This is a genomic window from bacterium Scap17 (assembly GCA_013376735.1).
GTDB lineage: Bacteria > Pseudomonadota > Gammaproteobacteria > Pseudomonadales > Halomonadaceae > Cobetia.
On the sequence record VINJ01000001.1, the window covers coordinates 2,146,860 to 2,167,695 of the forward strand.

The window sequence follows — 20,836 nt, forward strand, 5'->3', positions numbered from 1 at the left end:
CACAACCTGGCTTGCGAAGGCTGATCGGCGGAATCTGTCAACATAGTTGGCACATGAAGTGGTGCTGGCTTTTTAAAATCCTGCTGCCTGCGGTATCGGATCCCGCTCCGGATTCAAATGCACTATCTCCGGCAGGTCGAGTTTTCGGATGTCGCCTGACCATCGCTCCGGGTGACGCTGCTTCGCGGCCTCGAAGACCTCTCGGCGCTGCGTCAGAATGCCTTTGGCCTCGCCGTCATGACGCTGGCTCGGCGTGACGTAGCGAAGGGCGCTGTGCCGGTGCTCATGGTTGTACCACTCGGTAAATTGCTGAACCCAGTCCTGAGCCTCGGCCAGGGTGGCGAACCCGTCGATGGGGAAGCCCGGCCGGTACTTCAGCGTCTTGAAGGCCGACTCGGCGAAGGCATTGTCGTTGCTGACTCGCGGTCGGCTGTATGAGGGAGTGATGCCCAGGTCATAGAGCTTTTCCAGGAAGGTCGCTGCCTTCATCGGGCTGCCGTTATCTGAATGCAGAATCAAGGGTTTATGACGATCTGTCAGGCGCTCTCGCCAGCAGGCTTTCTGGATCAACTCAGCGGCCAGCTCGCCAGTCTCTGTTTCATAGATCTCGTGCCCGACGATCTTGCGGCTGAAGACGTCCATTATCAGGTACAGATACCACCAAGTGCCGCGCGCGGGACCGGGCAGCCACGAAATGTCCCAGCACCAAAGCTGGTTCGGCGCCGTCGCCTGGTGAGTGGTCGGTGGGCGCTTACGCTGAGGGGCCTGCTGTCGACCCCGGTGATGTTGCTGATCATATTCATGAAGCACTCGGTATATCGTCGACTCAGAGGCCAGATAGCGGCCCTTGTCAGCCTGATCGGCCACGATGAAGGCCGGAGGGCGGCTTCGGTACTCTGGAGCGTTGCACAACGCCACGATCGATTTTCGCTCCTCGGGAGATAGCTTGTTGGCCGGTTCCGGGCGATCGGCGTCGGGACGGCGGTCCGCCGTCACTTCGCCTTCTGCGACCCAGCGGTAGTAGGTCCGCACGCTGATGCCCATCACCTGACAGGCCTTGGCCAGCCGAGCCCCGTCACGCTGGGCGTCTTGCACCAGGGTCACGATGCGCTGGCGATCCGGGAGGCTGGTCAGTCGTCCTCGTCGTGGGTCGTGCCCCAGATCGCCTCGGCTTTTTTTGACAGGGTCAACAGGGCCGCCGTCTCGGCGAGGGCCTTGTCCTTGCGGTGCAGCTCGCGCTCCAACTTACGGAGCCGCTTTTGCTCCGCCTTGCGAGCCTGGCGTTGTTGCTTGGCCTGCGCTGCCACGTCGTCGTTGGCGTTCATGCAGGCATCCCGCCAGGCTTCCACCTGCTCGGGGTAGAGCCCACGCTCGCGGCAATAGGCGCTGAGTTCGGCCTCGTTCATCGGGGCCGTCTCCAGGACGATCTGGAACTTCTCCTGGCTGGTCCACTGGTCGGGCTGGGTGGAACGTGATGGCAAAACTTGTCCTCGCTCTCTGGCCTGTTTCCGCCAATTGTAGAGGGTTGTTGCAGTGATGCCTTCCTGTTCGGCCAATTCCGGGATGGTCATGCTCATAGGCGGCGCCATCTTCTTGAGGATGGCTTCCTTACGCTCTGTGGAATAACGCACGTTGATCACCTCTCAATCCGTTTAGGTGACAACTACGCTGGCAGATAGGGTCGGGCTGTGTGGTTGCCTTGCCCTCAGCGGGCTGGTCAATGCTGCATCCTCTGGAGCTTCCTCCTCCGATCTCACGCCTCGAGCCTCCGAAAAAACACATACCTCTGCCTACTCTTCAGGCCAATCGAGGACGCGAGGTGCACAAAAGGCGATGCCAGGACGCCCGCTGACAGCCACCTTCGTGAACCCCGGACTGCGTGGCGAACGCTTCTGGGACATGGTAACCGACACCATGCAAGCGGCCGCCCTGGACCTGAATATCTCATTGGAAGTCGTCTACGCCGAGCGCAATCCCTATCTGCTGAAGAAACTCGCGATTCAGGTCCTGGAGAGACCTGCTGCTCCGGATTACCTCCTGCTGGTCAATGAAGAGCAGGCGGCCTCCGAGTTGTTGACGATTGCGGATAGCCACGACACCCATGTACTGATGCTGTTGAACGGGCTCACCCGCGAAGAGGCGCTGAGTAAGGGTGACTCGGGCAACACCCACTCCTCTTGGATAGGTAGTATCATTCCGGACAATCACACCGCTGGGAAACGTATGGCAACCCAATTGGTCAAGACAGCTCGAGAAAAATCTCCCGCTGGTCAATTGCAGGGGCTTGCCTTGATAGGCGATACCCAGACTCCAGCTTCCATTGCACGCAATGCAGGGATGGTAGCTGGCTTTTCCAAAGACAAGGCCATCAGCATAGATCGGATTCTCGAGGCGCGATGGAATAGTCAGGATGCCGAACATCTGACCGCCCAATACCTCAAGTGGGTCGACCTCTCAGGCGGTCAAAGTGACCTGATTTGGGCGGCAAATGATGCCATGGCGGAGGGAGCCATTCTTGCCCTCGAATCTGCTGGTCTCACGCCCGGCGAGGATGTCTTGGTGGCGGGACTCAATTGGTCGCCTGAGGGCATCAGGAGGGTATCAGAGCGCAGCATGCTTTTGACCGACGGTGGGCATTTCATGGCCGGAGCGTGGTCGATGGTCATGGTACGTGATCATGCTGAGTTTGATAATTGGACGCCAAGAATTGTCAAGTTCCCGATGAGCCAAATCACTCATAAAAATGTAGACCTATATGCCCCTATTCTGGAATCCCCTAGTTGGGAAACTGCTGATTTCAAAACCTTTTGCTTGCAAGACCCTCTGGACACTTATGAATTTGACCCGATGATAACATTGAGGCAGATGATCGACATTAGAAACAAAAAAATGAAATGAATCCTCATCACACACAATCAATGAAGCAGAGCTTTAGCAACACTAGCCCAGCATCACTTCAAGAAGGATCGTCGTGACGTAGCAGGGAAATTTTTAGCATTTATTATAAAATCGACACCTGAGGCATGGGGTCATCATGAAATTGACACGCAAATTATCATTACGAAATTACGTCAGAATGACTAGAAAAGTCATTACAAGTGCGTTGTTATTATCACCATTGATGTCTTCTCAGGCAGGTGCGGAATTTACTGCCCCATCCATGCCCATCCAGAATATCGTGTTCCTCAACCCTGGATATGCGACAGAAGCTTTCTGGTCACAGATGATAATGGCAGCTTCTGTCACAGCTACCTCGCTGGGAATGACATTGGAAACTGTCAGTGCCAACCGAAATACCGATGAATTTCTTCGGCTCGGCACAAAGATCATGATGCGCAAGAATCCCCCCGACCTACTGATCACTACCAATAATCATGGCCTCGCCATACCGATCCTGGCCACCAGTGATGCTACTGGAGTACCCGTCATGATTATACTCAACAGTCTGACGCATGAGCAGCTCCAGGATGAAGGCATGGTTGTTGGCCGTCATGCCTATTGGCTAGGGAATGTCTCACCGAACCATCAGCAAGGAGGGCATGACACCATGCAGGCCCTTATCGAAAGACATCAAATACTGCATGGCAAAGCTGAGGGCGCCGTTATTGCCCTCGTGGGCGGGCAACACGACGAAGCATCCCGCTTGAGGCTTAGGGGGATGCAAGATGCCTTGCGTCAAGCCCCCTATCTTTACAGAGATAGAACATTTCAGGCGAATTGGAGTTATGAAGATGCTTTTCGGCTAGTAGACCGCTATGTGAAGCATCAGGGTAGTACTCTGCCACTAAGGGTCGTCTGGGCTGCCAGCGACCTGATGGCAATCGCGGCGATCGACGCACTCAAGGTTAATGGCTTACGCCCTGGTAAGGATGTGCTTGTGGCCGGCATGGGCTGGACTGACCAGGGAATCAATCATCTCCGTACTGGAGAGTTGGAGGCCAGTGCAGGAGGCGATGCCCTGGCCGCCGCTTGGTCACTTGTATTGCTGGCAGCATTGCAGCGAGGTGTCATCACGTCTGAAGCGCTAGGCACCCGTTATTACACCATGGGCCTGGCCACAAGTGCTGCCCCCGACTCTTATCTTGATGAGATCTCAATGGAGACACTGGCACTCAAACCGATGGGGCACTGGGTAGAGAAGGTAGCGAACTTGCCTGATAGTGCTTCGCCTTTCCTGCCACTACCGGCATACCAGAGCTCTACTGCCAAAACGCTGGGACATAAACCTCTAACCTCTGCCATGGAAGGGGGAAAGCGTGAAAAATGATGCCTCGAAACTCTCCAAGACTCGCGCGTTGGCCAGCGACATAGAGTGCGAGACTGCGTCACCGCTCAGGTGGAAAATATTGCGTGTCCTCGCACCATTGGTCCTCACCATATGCACCATCAGTGGAATCGTTAGTTATCACTTGTATGCCAATAAAGCCTTTGAGCGCATGCATGAGGACCATCAGGAGATGATTGATATCGTGGCATTGTCGATGCCAGACGCCATATGGAATTTTGACGACGAGAAAGTTCATGCCCTTCTAGAATCTCTTAGTTATCAAGATAGCGTTCATGCCGTGCGCTATTTCGATCATGAAGGCAAGCTTGTCAAGGAGATTACCAAGAACGGAGCAGCATTGGATCCTCTTACATACTCGCGACCACTCATCTATGAGAACTCGCTGGTCAAGCAGGCTGTAGGCAGGCTTGAACTCGAAAGCACCAACGCTCCTTTGGTTACTATTCGTTACCAAGGCGCAACCTTACTATTCTCGATTGCCATCATCATCATTCTGTCGATCTTGCTGATGCTTTCATGGCAGTTGAAGCATTACGTGCTGGCTCCCTTGAAAAAGGCTGTAAATGGCATGGGCCAATTGGAAGGTCAGCACACCAGATTCCAACACACCCCCCCTGTACACTCGCGCGAAATCAACAAGGTCATCGAGGAGTTGAACAAGCTTGGTGAGAGGATCTTCACCATGATGGGCGTGCTGCGCGATAATGAAATGCGCTATCAGCACTTCTATCGTGATACCCCTGCATTGCCCTATCTGCCAGCGTAGTTGTCACCTAAACGGATTGAGAGGTGATCAACGTGCGTTATTCCACAGAGCGTAAGGAAGCCATCCTCAAGAAGATGGCGCCGCCTATGAGCATGACCATCCCGGAATTGGCCGAACAGGAAGGCATCACTGCAACAACCCTCTACAATTGGCGGAAACAGGCCAGAGAGCGAGGACAAGTTTTGCCATCACGTTCCACCCAGCCCGACCAGTGGACCAGCCAGGAGAAGTTCCAGATCGTCCTGGAGACGGCCCCGATGAACGAGGCCGAACTCAGCGCCTATTGCCGCGAGCGTGGGCTCTACCCCGAGCAGGTGGAAGCCTGGCGGGATGCCTGCATGAACGCCAACGACGACGTGGCAGCGCAGGCCAAGCAACAACGCCAGGCTCGCAAGGCGGAGCAAAAGCGGCTCCGTAAGTTGGAGCGCGAGCTGCACCGCAAGGACAAGGCCCTCGCCGAGACGGCGGCCCTGTTGACCCTGTCAAAAAAAGCCGAGGCGATCTGGGGCACGACCCACGACGAGGACGACTGACCAGCCTCCCGGATCGCCAGCGCATCGTGACCCTGGTGCAAGACGCCCAGCGTGACGGGGCTCGGCTGGCCAAGGCCTGTCAGGTGATGGGCATCAGCGTGCGGACCTACTACCGCTGGGTCGCAGAAGGCGAAGTGACGGCGGACCGCCGTCCCGACGCCGATCGCCCGGAACCGGCCAACAAGCTATCTCCCGAGGAGCGAAAATCGATCGTGGCGTTGTGCAACGCTCCAGAGTACCGAAGCCGCCCTCCGGCCTTCATCGTGGCCGATCAGGCTGACAAGGGCCGCTATCTGGCCTCTGAGTCGACGATATACCGAGTGCTTCATGAATATGATCAGCAACATCACCGGGGTCGACAGCAGGCCCCTCAGCGTAAGCGCCCACCGACCACTCACCAGGCGACGGCGCCGAACCAGCTTTGGTGCTGGGACATTTCGTGGCTGCCCGGTCCCGCGCGCGGCACTTGGTGGTATCTGTACCTGATAATGGACGTCTTCAGCCGCAAGATCGTCGGGCACGAGATCTATGAAACAGAGACTGGCGAGCTGGCCGCTGAGTTGTAAGCGTTCGGGCATCACCGCTTGCGAGTGATCACGCAGTATGCTGCCAATGATGGGGCAGAAGTTCGTGCACTTGGCTAGCCTTTTGGGTCGGCAGCCTTTCCAACACATTTTTCAGGTAGGTATAGGGCTCATGGCCGTTCAGCTTGGCACACTGAATGAGGCTCATGATGGTGGCAGCACGCTGGCCACTGCGCAGAGATCCGGCGAACAGCCAGTTTGAACGCCCCAGCGCCCAGGGGCGAATCAGATTCTCCGCCCGGTTGTTATCGATCGGCAACGCGCCGTCATCCAGGTAGCGCGTCAACGCCGCCCAGCGCTTCAGGCTGTAATCCAACGCTTTCGCCGTCGCCGAACCATTCGGAACCTTCTCGCGATGCGCCAGCATCCAGCGATGTAGCGCATCGGCGATGGGCTTTGCTTTCGTCTCCCGCAGCCGTTGACGCTCTTCCGCACTGAATGACTGTACCTCACGCTCCACCTGGTATAGCTGACCGATCAGTTCGATAGCCTGCCCGGCGATCTGGCTCTTGCCAGCGACGTGCAGATCGACAAATTTACGGCGGGCATGGGCCATGCAACCGATCTCGGTAACACCGTTGGCGAAGCTCTGCTTGTAGCCGCTGTAGTCGTCACAGACCAGCTTGCCCCGCCACTTCCCGAGGAAGTCGCGGGCATGTTGACCGCCACGTCCCTCGCTGAAGTCGTAGATTACGGCCTTCAACCCGGCATACGGGGTGGTGGCGTAGGCCCAGAGATAGGCGCGGTGCGTCTTCTTCTTGCCAGGGGCCAGCATCGGTACCGGCGTTTCGTCGGCATGCAGCACCGGCTCGTTGAGCAACACTTCACGCAGTGCATCGATCAGCGGCTGAAGTCGCACCCCGCAGGTGCCGACCCACTCGGCCAGGGTGGAGCGCGGAATCGCTACGCCGGCGCGGGCGAAGATCTGCTCCTGGCGATAGAGTGGCAGGTGATCAGCATATTTGGCGATCAGCACCTGGGCCAGCAAGCCGGCGGTGGGGATGCCCTTGTCAATGATCTGCGTCGGCATCGGTGCCTGGGTCAGTGTCTCGCATTGGTCGCAGACCCACTTGCCACGGATATGCCGCTCGACGTGGAACACGCCCGGCGTGTAATCCAACTTCTCACTGATTTCCTCGCCGATCCGCCTCAGCTGACAACCACACCGGCAGTGATCATTCTCCGGATCATGATGAATCTCGGTGCGCGGTAGCTCGGGAGGTAAGGGCGTGCGCTTGGGCGTCTTCCTTGCCACTGGCGTGGCAGCAGTGAGGTGGAGCTCTTCCAGCTCGGTCTCGATGGCAGCAATGTCGGCGTCCACCCCTTCCTCCAGCAGGCTGATCTGCAGGACATTGAGCTGCTCGCTGCGCTTGCCGAAGGCGTGGCGCTTGAGCAATGCCATTTCATAGGTCAGCTTTTGATTGACCTGCTCGCTGTGGCGTAGCGCTTTCTCCTTTTCCTCCACCTGCGTCATCAGCGTTGCCGCCAAGTGGCGGAGCTGATCGGGAGAGAGTTGAGTCAGGTCAGGGGGCGTCGTCATTCCGCCAGTATGCCAGCCCGCCGACGAGAACGGGATTAGCGCATCCGCGAATAGCGGGGCCGCCAAGTCTGTGCCGCTCATCACACGACCGAGATCACCCCGTCGGCGCCGAGACGCTGCCAGGGCAGTCCTTGCACCAGTGCCGTGACCTGCTCGGGGCAAAGCTCGATACGATCGCCCTGCCAGTGACCGGCCCAGTGGAACTTGCCCTGGTTCAGGCGCCGGGCGCACAGCCAGACACCCAGGCCATCGTGGACCAGCACCTTCATACGGTTGCCGCGCCGGTTGGCAAAGAGATAGGCACAGTGCGGGCGAGCCGCGCCGAACACCTTCACCACCCGGGCTAGGGCCGTATCCGGACCGGCCCGCATATCCAGCGGCTCGGTGGCCAGCCAGATTTCGTCGATGCGGATCATGCGAGCAGCTCTCGGATCAGAGATCGGCAGGCGTCGGCCTCCGAGGCAGGCCACTCGATGACCATCGGGCCGTTGGGGTGCGGGATCGTGAGGCGAATAGGGTCCGCCACCTGATGCTGGGGAGTGGCCGGTGACAACTCGCGAGTCATGGGCACCGGTACAAATGCCGGTATTTCTGGCACAGCCGTTTGCTGACGGGTGGTACGGATCCAATTGTGGACCAGGTTAGCATTCAGGCTGTGCTCCAACGCCACTCCGGCAACGGAGGCACCGGGTTGCTGACACGCTTCGACGATCCTGGCCTTGAAGGCGGCAGTGAAGCGGCGACGCTTGCGAGGAACTTCCAACACGCTTGATTCCGTCATGATAAGTGTCCACTTATTGATAGGTGGACATCTAACGTGACGGAATTCAGGACTCTGCGGTAGATGGGATCACCGGTCGCTTACGCTGAGTTGATCCAGAAAGCCTGCTGGCGAGAGCGCCTGACAGATCGTCATAAACCCTTGATTCTGCATTCAGATAACGGCAGCCCGATGAAGGCAGCGACCTTCCTGGAAAAGCTCTATGACCTGGGCATCACTCCCTCATACAGCCGACCGCGAGTCAGCAACGACAATGCCTTCGCCGAGTCGGCCTTCAAGACGCTGAAGTACCGGCCGGGCTTCCCCATCGACGGGTTCGCCACCCTGGCCGAGGCTCAGGACTGGGTTCAGCAATTTACCGAGTGGTACAACCATGAGCACCGGCACAGCGCCCTTCGCTACGTCACGCCGAGCCAGCGTCATGACGGCGAGGCCAAAGGCATTCTGACGCAGCGCCGAGAGGTCTTCGAGGCCGCGAAGCAGCGTCACCCGGAGCGATGGTCAGGCGACATCCGAAAACTCGACCTGCCGGAGATAGTGCATTTGAATCCGGAGCGGGATCCGATACCGCAGGCAGCAGGATTTTAAAAAGCCAGCACCACTTCATGTGCCAACTATGTTGACAGATTCCGATTGTTGATGGTCCTTGACAAGAAGGGCATGGTACAAGATGCCAGTGAGAGGATGCTGGAAGTGACCGGATGGGCGCGTGAGCATCTTGTCGGCATGCCATTCTATACACTCATCAGTAGTGAAAATGGAAATTATGTTCACCGCATCAGTACTGCCTTGCGACTGGGTAACGCCTGCAACGAACTGGTAATGAACTTGAACTGCCAACACCAGGAAGATCGTCAGGTTCAGGTGGTCATTCCTGCGACCAATGGCAGCCAGTCGCAAGGTACGATGATGATGCTGACAGACATTACCGAACTGACCAAGACGCAACAGCGACTTCTGGAGCACGAGCTGATAGACCCATTGACTCAGTTACCCAACCGGCTGTCGCTCAATCAGCACGTAAAGCAGCTGATCGGAGATGACACTGCATTTGGCTTGCTTTTGGTCAACATTGATCGATTCCATAGCATCAATCACCACTTGGGACCCATGGACGGTGACCTCCTTCTGAAAGAGGTGGGCACACGGCTGAAGGAGTGTAATCCCGATTGGATTGGACGCACCGGGGGTGACGAGTTCGTCATGACCTGTGAAAAGGATAATCTGAGTACGCTGGTATGCCGAATTCAGAAGGCCTTCTCGCACCCACTTCTCAAGTCTGGCGAGCCTATTAATATCAGCTTCAGCATGGCAGGACTTGAGGCTCAGGCAAATGACGAAAGCCCCAGTCGTCTGATGCGCCTTCTTGAATTGACTATGGTCGACATCAAACACGAGGGGGGCAATCAATACCGCACCTGCGTTCGCGATAGCGCGTTGGAAGATGGGGAACCCTTATTCCTCAAGGAACGCTTGATAGACGAAGCCCTGACCATGGGCTGGTTTCGTCTTTATCTACAGCCCATCTTCAGTGCAGAAAGCTCCAATCTAAACAACCCGGAACTATTGGGTGCGGAGGCCTTGATCCGACTTGAGCATCCTGAACTTGGCCTCGTGCCACCCAATGAATTCATTGCCGCGGCAGAAAAGACCGGCCAAATCATTGCCATAGGCAACTGGGTGTTGGAAGAGGCAGCCAGCATTCTAAGTCAATGGCGTATGGATGGGTTCGAGGGACGCTACCTATCTGTCAATGCTTCCGTCATGCAATTCAGGGATCAAGACATGCTGCATCAGCTCGAGTCACTACTCGAGCGCCACACGATTCATCCTTCACAGCTTGTAATTGAGGTCACCGAGAATCTGATGCTTGATAGTAAGCCGGGTCTTCGGGACCAACTGCATGCCATTCGCAAACTGGGCATCAACCTATCACTGGATGATTTCGGCACAGGCTTCTCTTGTCTTTCTTATCTGCATGAACTGCCCTTCGGTATATTGAAGATTGATCGATCTTTCGTCATGAATGTCGAGACCGCCCCCCGAGACAGAGAACTGGCGAAGATCATCGTCTCCATGGCGAAGTCGTTCGGCATGCAGGTCGTGGTTGAAGGAATAGAGAAAATTGGCCAAGCCAAAATATTCAAGGATTTGGGGGTTTATGCTTTCCAGGGCTTCCTCTTCGGTCGCCCAATGCCAATTCCGGACTTTGAGAGACGCTTCCCCGGAAATGCGAGGATCGCATGGCTCAAGCCTGCCAAAAGCAACCGAGCTTAGGAAACGACTTGTGCCAAGAATACGACAGTCAAGTCCATTCTGAACGCTTGACCACCACAATGACCACCGCCTGATAAGCACAGCGTGCTCCTACCCAAATATAGGTATTTTGTCGCCGGTCCGTACCTGTCTGGGCTCCTGACATCAAACTCCCGATCAAGAATATTTGGTATATCCAGGTGTGGTAGATCAGCCTTCTCGTAGGCGTGGCTAGGCTAGGCGGCTGTGAGCTCATCAGCCCCCAGTGGATCATCCGCCTGCTGGCCCGATAACGACGCAGCTGTGTTCCTCATTTTGCGATGCTACGAGCGCCGGCAGAGCCGTTACTGACGGTATACGCCTCGACAGCCTGATCCAGCAGTTTCTGCTCAGTCTCACAGGGCCCTTCTATCCCGACCACGCCAAGCCCGGTAGCAACTGCGCCGCACCGCAAACACCTGACAGCAGGATCTGTCAATACACTTGATCACTGCGGGACCGATGAGATCTGACTCATCGAATGGCTGTTGCAGGCGATAACGGTATCGCCAAATTCTATCCCGATGGTGGCGAACAGGCCCAGCGGCAGGATTTGAGCAGCACTCCCCCATCCTGAAGCTTGTATAAGCCTAGATCGTTGCTGGCCCTTGCCTATGGTGACATTCCCAGCCCCTAATTCCAGCTGTCTGCCCTTTTCTTTTTCGCTGCTGGTAGGCAAACTCAACGCGCCTTCTTAATAACGCCATCGTCGAAAACTATGAGGATTTATTCTTTTAAAGAATAAAGAATAGAGGGTATGGTGGCTTCAGCATCAACAAGATTCGCATCAGTGGACGATCATCTGATGCCCGACCGCAGGACACCCCTGACATGTATCGCTATGACACCTACGACCAGACACTGGTCGACGAGCGGGTAGCTCAATTCAAGGACCAGATGGATCGCTATCTGGCGGGCCGTCTGGGAGATGAAGAATTCCGCCCCCTGCGCCTGCAGAATGGCCTCTACATCCAGCGTCACGCCCCGATGCTGCGTATCGCCATTCCCTACGGAATGTTGAGCGCTGTCCAACTGCGCGCCATGGCGGCCATCAGTCGTCGATATGACCGTTCCTATGGACACTTCACTACCCGCCAGAATCTGCAGCTGAACTGGCCGAAGCTGGAAGATGTCCCGGCGATTCTCGCCGAATTGGCTCAGGTCGAGATGCATGCGATCCAGACCAGCGGCAACTGCATCCGCAATACCACGACTGACCAGTTCGCCGGTATCGCGGAAGACGAGACCGTCGACCCGCGTCCGTGGTGTGAGCTGATCCGTCAGTGGTCGACGCTTCACCCCGAATTTGCCTATCTGCCGCGCAAGTTCAAGATTGCCGTCACCGGCGCAAGCGCCGACCGCGCTGCCATCCAGGTCCACGATATCGGCATTCGTCTCAACCGCGCCGACGATGGCAGCGTCAAGGCCACCATCCTGGCGGGTGGCGGACTCGGCCGAACGCCGATGGTCGGTGACATCGTGCGCGAAGACCTCGACTGGCAGCACCTGCTGACCTATCTGGACGCCATCGTGCGTGTCTACAACCAGTGGGGCCGTCGCGACAACAAGTACAAGGCGCGCATCAAGATCCTGGTCAAGGCATTGGGAATCGAGGAATTCCGTCGTCGCGTCGAGGAAGAATGGGCCCACCTCAAGGATGGCCCGGAAACCCTCACCGACTCCGCCGTCACCAAGGCGACCAGCTACTTCCCCGAGCCTGAGCGCCGTGAAGTCAGTGCCGAGGCCATCGAGGCCTATGAGGCCCTGCGCCGCGAGAACCGTGCCTTCGCGCGTTTCGTGACCAACAACGTCGTCGGCCACAAGGTGCCGGGCTACAAGGCCGTCACCCTGTCGCTCAAGCGCCGTGAACTGGCCCCGGGTGACGTCACTGCTGACCAGATGGACGCCGTGGCTGACCTCGCGGAGCAATATGGTTTCGGTGAACTGCGCGTGACACACGAGCAGAACCTGGTGCTGTCAGACGTGCCGGTCGATGAGCTCGAGACACTCTGGAAGGCGCTGGAAGAACTCGGCATGGCCAACCCGACTGTCGGCACGCTGGCGGACATGATCTGCTGCCCGGGTGGCGATTTCTGCTCGCTGGCCAATGCCAAGTCGATTCCCATCGCTCAGGCACTGCAGGACCGTTTCGAAGACCTCGACTTCCTGTACGACCTCGGCCCGCTGGACCTGAACATCTCGGGCTGCATGAACGCCTGTGGCCATCACCACGTAGGCAACATCGGCATCCTGGGTGTCGACAAGAAAGGCCAGGAGTTCTATCAAGTCTCGCTGGGCGGACGCAGCGACGACAACGCCACGCTCGGCAAGATCCTCGGCCCGTCCTTCAATGCCGAAGACATGCCAAACGTCATCGACAAGGTGCTGCAGGTGTACGTCGAGCAGCGTCTGGAAGATGAAGTCTTCGTCGATACCTACCACCGCATCGGCATGAAGCCGTTCAAGGAGCGGGTCTATGCCTGAGGTGACTGCAGAAATGACATCAGCACGCGAATTGACCGATCAGCGCCAGGGTGGCGTCATCCGTCAGAATCAGCTGGTGAGCGAAGATGCCTGGCAGGTCGTACGCCTGGATGAAGACGGCAACCTGACGAGCTATCAGCAACCCGCCCTGCTGCCGCTGGCAGAATGGCAGGCACTTGTCGCCGCCGGCGAAGGCTCTGATCATCTGGCACCCTGGCTTGCCAGTGACACCGAGCTCACGCCGGAACTTGGCAAGGCACTGGTGGACGCACCGCTGCTGGCGGTCGACTTCCCGAACTTCAATGATGGCCGCGGCTACACCATCGCCCGCCTGATGCGCGAGCGCTTCGGCTATCAGGGTGAGATTCGCGCCATCGGTGACGTGCTGGTGGATCAACTCCACTACATGAGCCGTTGCGGCATCAGTGCTTTCGCCCTTCGTGACGATCAGTACGTGGAAGATGCCTTGCATGCCCTGAGCTCGTTCAGCGTCAGTTACCAGACCGGTGTCGACCAGAAGACGCCGCTGTTCGCGCGTCGCTGACCGCCCCTTCTTGATCACTCACTGTTTCTGCCGGCAAACAGACGCGGGGTAGAAGGCAGAAACAGTCGAGTGAGCCAAGCACAAAGCCCCCGTACAGGAAGGTCTCCTGGACGGGGGCTTTTTTCATGCCTGATGTTTCGTATCTGAAGAATCTTGTCTGGCGTTTCGTCTCAGTCGCCTGAGCGGCTCATCAGCCGGCGACGACCGTGGACAGCAATGCCATCCCTCCCACCAGCAGTGCGGCCATCACCAGTCCCACCACCAGAAAGTCCAGCGCATGGCCATGCTCGAAATCACGCTTGCGATTGGCCTCCTTCTGGACTCCAAAGAATGCTGCCAGTACGGATTTGACTTCATTGATCATGATCGCCTCCTGGTCGGTGACCTCACGCAATTCATCATCTGGGCACAGGGTTGTCTGAGGACAGGGTCGTTGAAGCCAGTCTTGTTGAAGACAGAGTTGACTGGGGTCAGCACAGGATGCTCGCGCGCATTCCAGCAGAGGGAGCTATGCTCAACTCAGCTCAGGTTACGAAGCCTGTGCCACCAAACACCAGCCACTATCACTATTGGTCACAATAACGCCAAACACCAGCCGCCCCGCAGGTATTTCCCCAAAGGTTTGCACTCATCAGCTATCAGATACCATGAGACAGGAGTCCAGAATGCCAGTCGCCAATCAACCGATACAGCCTTTCGCTGCCATGTTCAGCACCCCACTGCCCTGGATGAATCGGCCCGATGACCTCGTGCATCCCCTCGCCCCCTTGATGCGTTGTCAGCAGGTATGGTGGACCCTGAGCCACAAGGCATATGAGCAGGAAATCGAGTTTGTTCGCATGTGGCAGACCAAGAGCATGGAAATGGGCCAGTGCCTGCTATCCACCGGGTTCGTTGACCCTCTCGAGTCGAAGGAATGCCTGACGGAGATCGTCAGTGATGTGCAAGAACATACCGTCAAGCGCCTGCAACGCCTGCAAGGCCTGACAGATGAATTGAAGGAAGCCATCTGGGAGGAGATCTAGGGCGCAGCTCTGGGCCTGGAGCTGGAGCTGGAGCTGGGGCTGGGGCTGGGGCTGGGGGAGAGTTGCCCAAAAGCGCTTGTCGACAAGAGGCTAGCGGTGTCGTCGCCAGATCAGCAAGCCAATAAAAAGACGTCAGAAGATCTATCGGGGTAGATGATCCATCGGATCCGAGTGAGCCAAGCGAGAAACGCACAACGCCCAGACTTCAGGGAGAAGTGCTGGGCGTTGTGCTTACACGCTTGCAGGCCTGATCAGACCATCGCGACACGTAAATCATACCTGCATAGCTCAGGACGTATATCAAGAGTAGCTCAGAGCGTAGCGCAGGATAAGTCAGGCAAGACGAGGGCTTACTCTGAATCTGCGTTCCCCTTGAATGCCTCAAGCTCTCGCAGCCATGTCTGAGCGGCCTCACGATCAAGATCGAATTCCGCGATCAGGCTTTCGAGTCGCGCCACGAACTCCTCATCACGCTTCTGGGCGCGCGCCTCGTCATCGTCGGGGTTCGACTCGGCGGCGGGGACAGACTGAGAAGAGCGATCCAGCGCATTTAGCTCTTCCGCCAACGCCTTTTCGAGCTCATCAAAGAGAGCACGCTGCTTGCGAGCGCTGGCAATGATCTTTTCATCATGTCGGTTCATGCACGATTTTCCACTTTTAATCTTGTCGACAACAAGAAGACAACGCTATGAGTTCACTGCAGGACGATGAGCGACAATTTGACTTGCAGTTTATGCACGACACCTTCAACACTCAACCGGCGCGCCTCAAATCAAGATGTTAGCGAGCCTCTTCTGGACAGCCATCGATAAATGACAGATATCTTCTTGAAAGCCATACAGAAAACTAGCTTCATCATGCCCCTTTCAACGTCTGCTCGCAAGACATCGCGCGATACGCAAGGCGCGCAAGTGCCCTGAACTGGGGCTTCGCGCAGTGTTGAGCGCCCTCACTTGGCATTGGGGCGGTAACATCGTAGCGTTGGCTAGATGGCATAGAGGACTGAAACGATATCTTCTGGGGCTTGCGCTAGCCGCTATGCTCGAAACAGTGACATCATCACCCTCCCCGGCGCCACCGCATCACTCATGGATGACGTGACTCGATGATCAAGGATAGTGATCTCTCTCGACATGGGCCAGATATCGGCCCGCCCGATCTGCGCTACCCGGACAGACAGCGTCCATTCGGCAAGCCCTTGCGCTTGTGGCTAGGGTTGACCGCACTCTCCTGTCTCTCACTTGGCGCCCTGCTGGTATTTCAGGAATCGCAGAGTCGCGAGCAGGACATTCTGCAGGCCCAGGCGACACAGATGTTGGTCGCCAAGGAGCGGCGTCAACAGGCCAGGTTAATGGTGGAGCAGACGCTCGGCATGATCGCCTCGCGACATCGCAATTACGAGCATCGTCTGCAAAGCCTTCTGATCACCACCATGCGCTCCCCATCACTGGGCATCAGCCATCTGAGTGGTCGTGATCGCTCCTTCATCAGCACCGAACTATTGCGCCAGTTCCCGGACCTGCGCATCGACCCGGACTGGATCGACATCGGGCAGCTCCCCACCACGCTCCACCCTGAGTGGTGGAATCAGGAGCTGAATCAGCGCCTCAACGCAGGTGTGCGCAAGGCACAATTCCTGCGCGGCACGGATGCCGGGCTGGTGTTTGCCGTGCCTCTGGGGCAAGAGGAAGACAGCCTCGGCGCCGTGCGCCTTGATCGTCGCCAGCAGCCGGCCCCTTGGGCGTTGGTGCATATCGACCCGAAGATGGTGGCTTTTCTGGTCGCCAATGAGCTGAGACAGTCACTGCACGCGAGTATCGAGCGCGAGGAAAGCCGCTATGTCTGGATCAACGAGATACTGGACCCAGCCGGGGGCGAGGGCTATGCACGTCGCTTGATCCATCCTCTGCTGCCGTCCACCGAAGGCAAGTTGCTGTCGACCGAGTACCAGGACAGCAGTGGCCGCTTCCCGTATCGCACCGAGCTCGAGGGTGTCTTGAACGGCAGTGGCATCTTCTTCGATTACCGTTTCCCCAAGCGCCCGGGCGCCGAGCAGGTCGACAAGACCGCCTACGCCGCCCTGTATCCCCCCTTCCAATGGATCATCGCCAGTGGTGTCTATCTCGATGACATCAGTGAAACCGCCCTCAAGGCGCACGCAGACTTGATGAAGAAAAAGCACGCGCTGGAGCGTTGGCATTTCCTGATCACGCTGTTGGTGACCTTGATGCTCTGCTTGGCCTTTGGCTACGCCTTCCTGCGCCAGTATCGCGAACGACAGCTGCAGATGCGCCAGCGCATGAATCAGCTGGAGCATGAGCTTGAGCAGCGCGGCGAGAACAGGCTCGGGTCGGTGATGGGCATGATCCGCGAGGAACGCTGTCCCGAGCGCTCGGGAGAAGACTATCTGGCCGCCAATCTTGTCGGCGCCATCGCGACACGACTCGGGATGGACCGCCAGGAAATCGCCACGCTGGAGCGCGTTGCCATGCTGCATGATATCGGCAAGCTGGCGCTGCCCGACTCACTGCTGCGTCCGCGCGATGAACTCCATTTCGATCAATATCACTTGTTGCGTCGCCATGTCGAGGTCGGTGCACGCATGATGGAAGATGCCCTGATGGCACCCGCGGAAGCTGACCTGTTGCGTGCCAGTCAGCAGTTCATGCTCGGTGCCCCTCCTCATGCAGACATCTCACAGGCAAAACAGGCCTCTCCCGATATTGCAGCGACCTCTCATGGCGAGACGTCGCTCACTGCCAGCACTCTGGCGATGGTCGTGCAGATCATCGAGCTGGTGCGTCATACTGGGGTCAGTGAGGCCCAGGCGCTGTGCGATATCGAACACCGTCATGGACATCTACCGCCAGAATTGCTGCAGGCGGCGCGTGAAGTGCTGACGGAGCAACCGATACCGCCGGCGCCCACCCTGCATCGACTCTGCCCGCAGCAGGTAGAACGTGACCCCAACCGGTGGCGCGACAACCACAGCGGCTGCTTCACCCGCGCATTGCTGGATGCCGCTCTCGAAGCACTTTCCGGTGAGTGTCAGGACGCCATGGGGCAGCACATCACGCTATGCCATCTTCGCCTAAGCCGGAAGGAAGGAGCACGCCGCGATGCTGGCGACAGGCAACTTGCCCCCCTTGATGCCAAGCTTGGCCCGCATCTGAATGCCTGCTTCTATCCGCTGCGTGTCTTCCGCATCAGTGAGGGCAACTTCATCGTGATGGGCCATCTATGTCGGGATATCTCGCCTGCGCAGAAAGTGACTCGCCGCCCTGAAGGCAATGAGCCACTGTTCGAAGCGCCAGCCAATGGCACTGCCTCGCCACCCACCGCCGATTCCTTGGCATCTCTGCTGTCATCGCTGGAAGACACCGCGACGCTCGAGATCACGCTGCTCGATCTCTCCTGTGCCCAGACACTCAAGGAATGGCAATTGACCCTCAATGGCCACCTGGCTCGCTACCCGCCATCGGCGTGAGCTGATCATGACATCAGGCTTTCCTTGTGACCCGCTTCCCGATGACCCGCTTTGCATTTGACCCGTCTTCCCAACCGTGACAGGCGCCAGACATCGTGTCTGGCCCCGTTCGTTGTGGACGCACCCTTTTTACTCCCCCCTTTTTACTCCCCCTTTGTTACCCGCCTCGTTGTTGGCTGCGCCCTTGTTAGCTGTGTCGGGCGAACTTTCGCGCGACCAAAGTTGAAGTGTGTGCGTCTTGTTGAAATGTCCGACATTTATTAATGTGTGTTCAGACATTTATTCTGATGCTCTAAATCTCATGCGTCAGCGCCGCACTCCAAGGCGGTGCGATGCAGTGACTCTCCTGACCCTCTCTTCACGACAGGCACCTCAATGACCGACTCTCTGGCGGCAGCCTCGCTCGCCACTGACAGCGCCTCGGCTGACGACGCGACCCCGCGCAGCATGGAGGCTATCGCCACCTGCATGGCGCGGGAAATCCTCGCGGGCAGCTTCGGCCCCGGTGATAGCTTTCCGCGTGAACTTGACCTCTGCCAGCGCTTCGACGCCAGTCGTAACCGTGTTCGCAACGCCCTGGCCCAGCTGGTGAGCGCCGGGCTTCTGGAGCGCACCGCCGGGCGTGGCACCATCGTGCGCGAGATGAGCGAATGGCAGCTGCTGGACCCGCTGATGAGCCATTGGGTCAGTGGCCTCGACGGTATCAACCCGGACCTGATGCGCGAGATCTACGCCTTCCGCCTCTCCGTCGAGCCCTACGTCAGTGCGCTGGCCGCGATGAAGGCCAATGCCCAGGATCTCGCACGCCTGGAGCGCGCCTTCGAAGGCATGGTCAATACCGCCAATGACAGCTCACGCGAGGCGCATGCCGAGCACGATGTCGCCTTCCACGAGGCCATCTACCACGCCACGCACAATCTGGTGTGGACACAGCTTGGCAGTTTGCTGCGCCCTTCCATCAGCCAACTGATCCACAGTACCCAGCAGTCCGCGCAGCAGCATGATCACAGCCATCATCGCGCCAGCCTCGATCGTCACCGCGCGGTGATGGAGGCCATTCGCCTGCGCCAGCCCGAGATGGCGCGGACCTGCGCCGAGCGGGTACTGGAAACCGCAGCGCGCGACCTCGGCTTCTCGCCGGACCACCCGCATCTGGGGGACCGCCGCTTCTGATCCTGAGCTTCTGATACCGATCGGGCGTCAGCCGATGACGGCCGATACCACGACCCGCTTCGCCTGGCGCTGATCTTCGTTCCAACGCCCATTCTCAACAAGGACGCAACCGTGAAAATCACCCGACTCAAGACCTGGCAAGTTCCGCCGCGCTGGCTGTTCCTCAAGATCGAGACCGACGAAGGCTGTTATGGCTGGGGCGAACCGGTCATCGAGGGCCGCGCCGCGACGGTGGAGGCCGCCGTGCACGAGCTGTCCGATTATCTGGTGGGTCAGGACCCGCGCAATATCGAGCATCTGTGGAACGTGATGTACCGCGCAGGCTTCTACCGTGGCGGCCCGATCCTGATGTCTGCCATCGCCGGTATCGATCAGGCGCTGTGGGACCTGAAGGGTCGTGATCTGGGAGTGCCCGTGCACCAGCTTCTCGGCGGCCCGGTGCGCGACAAGATGCGCATGTACGCCTGGACCGGCGGCGACCGCCCGTCAGATGTCGGCGCAGGCGCCAGGGCACTGGTCGATCAGGGCTTCACCGCCTTCAAGATGAACGGCACGCCGGAGATGCAGATCGTCGATTCGCACAAGAAGATCGATGACGCCGTGGCACGTGTCGCCGAGGCTCGTGATGCGGTCGGTCCGGATGTCGGCATCGGCATCGACTTCCATGGCCGCGTGCATCGCCCGATGGCCAAGGCGCTGTTGCGTGAGCTGGAGCAGTTCCACCCGATGTTCATCGAGGAGCCGGTCGCGCCTGAGCACCTGCCGTCGCTCAAGCACATCGCCGAAGGCATCGCGACGCCCATCGCCACCGGCGAGCGCCTGCACACCCGCTTCCAGTTCCGCGATCTGCTGGCCGACGGCATGGTCGACATCATCCAGCCGGATCTCTCCCACTGTGGCGGCATCAGCGAAGGCCTGAAGATCGCCACCCTGGCCTCGGCCCACGATGTGGCGCTGGCCCCGCACTGCCCGCTCGGCCCGCTGACGCTGGCGGCCTCGCTGCAACTGGACGCGGTGTGTCACAACGCCTTCATCCAGGAGCAGAGCATGGGAATCCACTACAACAAGGACAACGACGTACTGGATTACCTGGTCGACAAGGAGGCACTGGCGATCAAGGACGGCTTCTGCGCCATTCCACAAGGCCCGGGGCTGGGCGTCGAGATCGACGAAGCCTTTGTCGAGGAACGCGCCAAGGTCGGTCACCGCTGGCGCAATCCGCTCTGGACCCACGAAGACGGTTCTGTCGCCGAGTGGTAATGCCGAGCAAGCCGCAACGCACACATTGACAACACAGATGCCATGCCAAGACAGGCCTTCCGCCGAAGGCCTGTCA

At 58.1% G+C, this 20,836-nt stretch carries 20 protein-coding genes; 13 read left to right on the top strand and 7 right to left on the bottom strand.

Annotation, left to right across the window (positions count from 1 at the left end; genetic code table 11):
• Positions 1–72 precede the first annotated feature (72 nt).
• Positions 73–1,589, bottom strand: a protein-coding gene (locus FLM52_09190) for an IS3 family transposase (protein NVN55961.1) whose coding sequence is annotated in 2 segments (ribosomal slippage) — positions 73–1,163 and positions 1,163–1,589 — 1,518 coding nt in all. Because the reading frame shifts where the segments join, the coding sequence is not laid out codon by codon here.
• Positions 1,590–1,833: 244 nt separating this feature from the next.
• Here FLM52_09190 and FLM52_09195 point away from each other — a divergent pair.
• From FLM52_09195 to FLM52_09215, 5 genes are all read left to right on the top strand, one after another.
• Complete coding sequence (locus FLM52_09195) at positions 1,834–2,898, top strand: substrate-binding domain-containing protein (GenBank protein NVN55962.1); 1,065 nt, start codon at positions 1,834–1,836, stop codon at positions 2,896–2,898.
• Between the two features lie 136 nt (positions 2,899–3,034).
• On the top strand, positions 3,035–4,267 hold the full coding sequence (locus tag FLM52_09200; GenBank protein NVN55963.1) for a substrate-binding domain-containing protein: 1,233 nt from the start codon (positions 3,035–3,037) through the stop codon (positions 4,265–4,267).
• Positions 4,257–5,054: a hypothetical protein gene (locus FLM52_09205; protein NVN55964.1), complete on the top strand. Its 798-nt coding sequence runs from the start codon at positions 4,257–4,259 to the stop codon at positions 5,052–5,054. Before FLM52_09200 ends, FLM52_09205 begins: the two co-directional genes overlap by 11 nt.
• Before the next feature lie 32 nt (positions 5,055–5,086).
• Positions 5,087–5,587: a transposase gene (locus tag FLM52_09210; GenBank protein NVN55965.1), complete on the top strand. Its 501-nt coding sequence runs from the start codon at positions 5,087–5,089 to the stop codon at positions 5,585–5,587.
• Positions 5,557–6,153 (top strand): hypothetical protein, encoded by a 597-nt coding sequence (locus tag FLM52_09215; GenBank protein ID NVN55966.1) that lies wholly within the window; start codon positions 5,557–5,559, stop codon positions 6,151–6,153. Before FLM52_09210 ends, FLM52_09215 begins: the two co-directional genes overlap by 31 nt.
• A gap of 28 nt (positions 6,154–6,181) precedes the next feature.
• Here the strand turns inward: FLM52_09215 and FLM52_09220 are convergent, their stop codons facing one another.
• The 3 genes from FLM52_09220 to FLM52_09230 form a co-directional block, all read right to left on the bottom strand.
• Complete coding sequence (locus tag FLM52_09220; protein NVN55967.1) at positions 6,182–7,711, bottom strand: IS66 family transposase; 1,530 nt, start codon at positions 7,709–7,711, stop codon at positions 6,182–6,184.
• An 80-nt stretch (positions 7,712–7,791) separates the two neighbouring features.
• Positions 7,792–8,127 (bottom strand): IS66 family insertion sequence element accessory protein TnpB, encoded by a 336-nt coding sequence (tnpB, locus tag FLM52_09225; protein NVN55968.1) that lies wholly within the window; start codon positions 8,125–8,127, stop codon positions 7,792–7,794.
• Entirely contained in the window at positions 8,124–8,492 is a 369-nt protein-coding gene (locus FLM52_09230; GenBank protein ID NVN55969.1) for a transposase, read from the bottom strand. The genes tnpB and FLM52_09230 overlap by 4 nt, the downstream gene beginning before the upstream one ends.
• Positions 8,493–8,555: 63 nt before the next feature.
• On the opposite strand from FLM52_09230, the gene FLM52_09235 reads away from it, so the two are divergent.
• Together FLM52_09235 and FLM52_09240 are read left to right on the top strand one after the other, a co-directional pair.
• The gene (locus FLM52_09235) at positions 8,556–9,080 is read left to right on the top strand and encodes a transposase family protein (GenBank protein ID NVN55970.1); all 525 of its coding nucleotides are present in this window, start codon (positions 8,556–8,558) and stop codon (positions 9,078–9,080) included.
• A gap of 51 nt (positions 9,081–9,131) precedes the next feature.
• On the top strand, positions 9,132–10,769 hold the full coding sequence (locus FLM52_09240; protein NVN55971.1) for an EAL domain-containing protein: 1,638 nt from the start codon (positions 9,132–9,134) through the stop codon (positions 10,767–10,769).
• 466 nt (positions 10,770–11,235) lie between these two features.
• Here the strand turns inward: FLM52_09240 and FLM52_09245 are convergent, their stop codons facing one another.
• Positions 11,236–11,472, bottom strand: coding sequence for a hypothetical protein (locus tag FLM52_09245; protein NVN55972.1), 237 nt, complete (start codon positions 11,470–11,472; stop codon positions 11,236–11,238).
• A gap of 146 nt (positions 11,473–11,618) precedes the next feature.
• Between FLM52_09245 and FLM52_09250 the strand changes: the two genes are divergently transcribed.
• Both FLM52_09250 and FLM52_09255 read left to right on the top strand, forming a co-directional pair.
• Complete coding sequence (locus tag FLM52_09250) at positions 11,619–13,271, top strand: nitrite/sulfite reductase (GenBank protein ID NVN55973.1); 1,653 nt, start codon at positions 11,619–11,621, stop codon at positions 13,269–13,271.
• A gap of 13 nt (positions 13,272–13,284) precedes the next feature.
• Entirely contained in the window at positions 13,285–13,815 is a 531-nt protein-coding gene (locus tag FLM52_09255; GenBank protein NVN55974.1) for a DUF934 domain-containing protein, read from the top strand.
• A gap of 190 nt (positions 13,816–14,005) precedes the next feature.
• On the opposite strand, the gene FLM52_09260 is transcribed toward FLM52_09255, so the two are convergent.
• The gene (locus FLM52_09260; GenBank protein NVN55975.1) at positions 14,006–14,179 is read right to left on the bottom strand and encodes a DUF2970 domain-containing protein; all 174 of its coding nucleotides are present in this window, start codon (positions 14,177–14,179) and stop codon (positions 14,006–14,008) included.
• Between the two features lie 301 nt (positions 14,180–14,480).
• Between FLM52_09260 and FLM52_09265 the strand changes: the two genes are divergently transcribed.
• Positions 14,481–14,840: a hypothetical protein gene (locus tag FLM52_09265; GenBank protein NVN55976.1), complete on the top strand. Its 360-nt coding sequence runs from the start codon at positions 14,481–14,483 to the stop codon at positions 14,838–14,840.
• A 350-nt stretch (positions 14,841–15,190) separates the two neighbouring features.
• Here FLM52_09265 and FLM52_09270 read toward each other — a convergent pair whose 3' ends face one another.
• The gene (locus FLM52_09270) at positions 15,191–15,481 is read right to left on the bottom strand and encodes a hypothetical protein (GenBank protein NVN55977.1); all 291 of its coding nucleotides are present in this window, start codon (positions 15,479–15,481) and stop codon (positions 15,191–15,193) included.
• 464 nt (positions 15,482–15,945) lie between these two features.
• Here FLM52_09270 and FLM52_09275 point away from each other — a divergent pair, with 464 nt between their 5' ends.
• From FLM52_09275 to dgoD, 3 genes are all read left to right on the top strand, one after another.
• Positions 15,946–18,327: an HD domain-containing protein gene (locus FLM52_09275; GenBank protein NVN55978.1), complete on the top strand. Its 2,382-nt coding sequence runs from the start codon at positions 15,946–15,948 to the stop codon at positions 18,325–18,327.
• A gap of 447 nt (positions 18,328–18,774) precedes the next feature.
• The gene (locus FLM52_09280) at positions 18,775–19,500 is read left to right on the top strand and encodes a FadR family transcriptional regulator (GenBank protein NVN55979.1); all 726 of its coding nucleotides are present in this window, start codon (positions 18,775–18,777) and stop codon (positions 19,498–19,500) included.
• A gap of 111 nt (positions 19,501–19,611) precedes the next feature.
• Positions 19,612–20,760 (top strand): galactonate dehydratase, encoded by a 1,149-nt coding sequence (gene dgoD, locus FLM52_09285; protein ID NVN55980.1) that lies wholly within the window; start codon positions 19,612–19,614, stop codon positions 20,758–20,760.
• Positions 20,761–20,836: the final 76 nt, after the last annotated feature.

Bases quoted from the DNA above. Each gene is read 5' to 3' on its own strand.
- FLM52_09220 (NVN55967.1), bottom strand. From the start codon at position 7,711: ATGACGACGCCCCCTGACCTGACTCAACTCTCTCCCGATCAGCTCCGC.
- FLM52_09195 (NVN55962.1), top strand. From the start codon at position 1,834: ATGCCAGGACGCCCGCTGACAGCCACCTTCGTGAACCCCGGACTGCGT.
- FLM52_09280 (NVN55979.1), top strand. From the start codon at position 18,775: ATGGAGGCTATCGCCACCTGCATGGCGCGGGAAATCCTCGCGGGCAGC.
- FLM52_09240 (NVN55971.1), top strand. From the start codon at position 9,132: ATGGTCCTTGACAAGAAGGGCATGGTACAAGATGCCAGTGAGAGGATG.
- FLM52_09230 (NVN55969.1), bottom strand. From the start codon at position 8,492: ATGACGGAATCAAGCGTGTTGGAAGTTCCTCGCAAGCGTCGCCGCTTC.
- FLM52_09265 (NVN55976.1), top strand. From the start codon at position 14,481: ATGCCAGTCGCCAATCAACCGATACAGCCTTTCGCTGCCATGTTCAGC.
- FLM52_09275 (NVN55978.1), top strand. From the start codon at position 15,946: ATGATCAAGGATAGTGATCTCTCTCGACATGGGCCAGATATCGGCCCG.
- tnpB (NVN55968.1), bottom strand. From the start codon at position 8,127: ATGATCCGCATCGACGAAATCTGGCTGGCCACCGAGCCGCTGGATATG.
- FLM52_09260 (NVN55975.1), bottom strand. From the start codon at position 14,179: ATGATCAATGAAGTCAAATCCGTACTGGCAGCATTCTTTGGAGTCCAG.
- FLM52_09250 (NVN55973.1), top strand. From the start codon at position 11,619: ATGTATCGCTATGACACCTACGACCAGACACTGGTCGACGAGCGGGTA.
- FLM52_09255 (NVN55974.1), top strand. From the start codon at position 13,285: ATGACATCAGCACGCGAATTGACCGATCAGCGCCAGGGTGGCGTCATC.
- FLM52_09235 (NVN55970.1), top strand. From the start codon at position 8,556: ATGGGATCACCGGTCGCTTACGCTGAGTTGATCCAGAAAGCCTGCTGG.
- FLM52_09270 (NVN55977.1), bottom strand. From the start codon at position 15,481: ATGAACCGACATGATGAAAAGATCATTGCCAGCGCTCGCAAGCAGCGT.
- FLM52_09200 (NVN55963.1), top strand. From the start codon at position 3,035: ATGAAATTGACACGCAAATTATCATTACGAAATTACGTCAGAATGACT.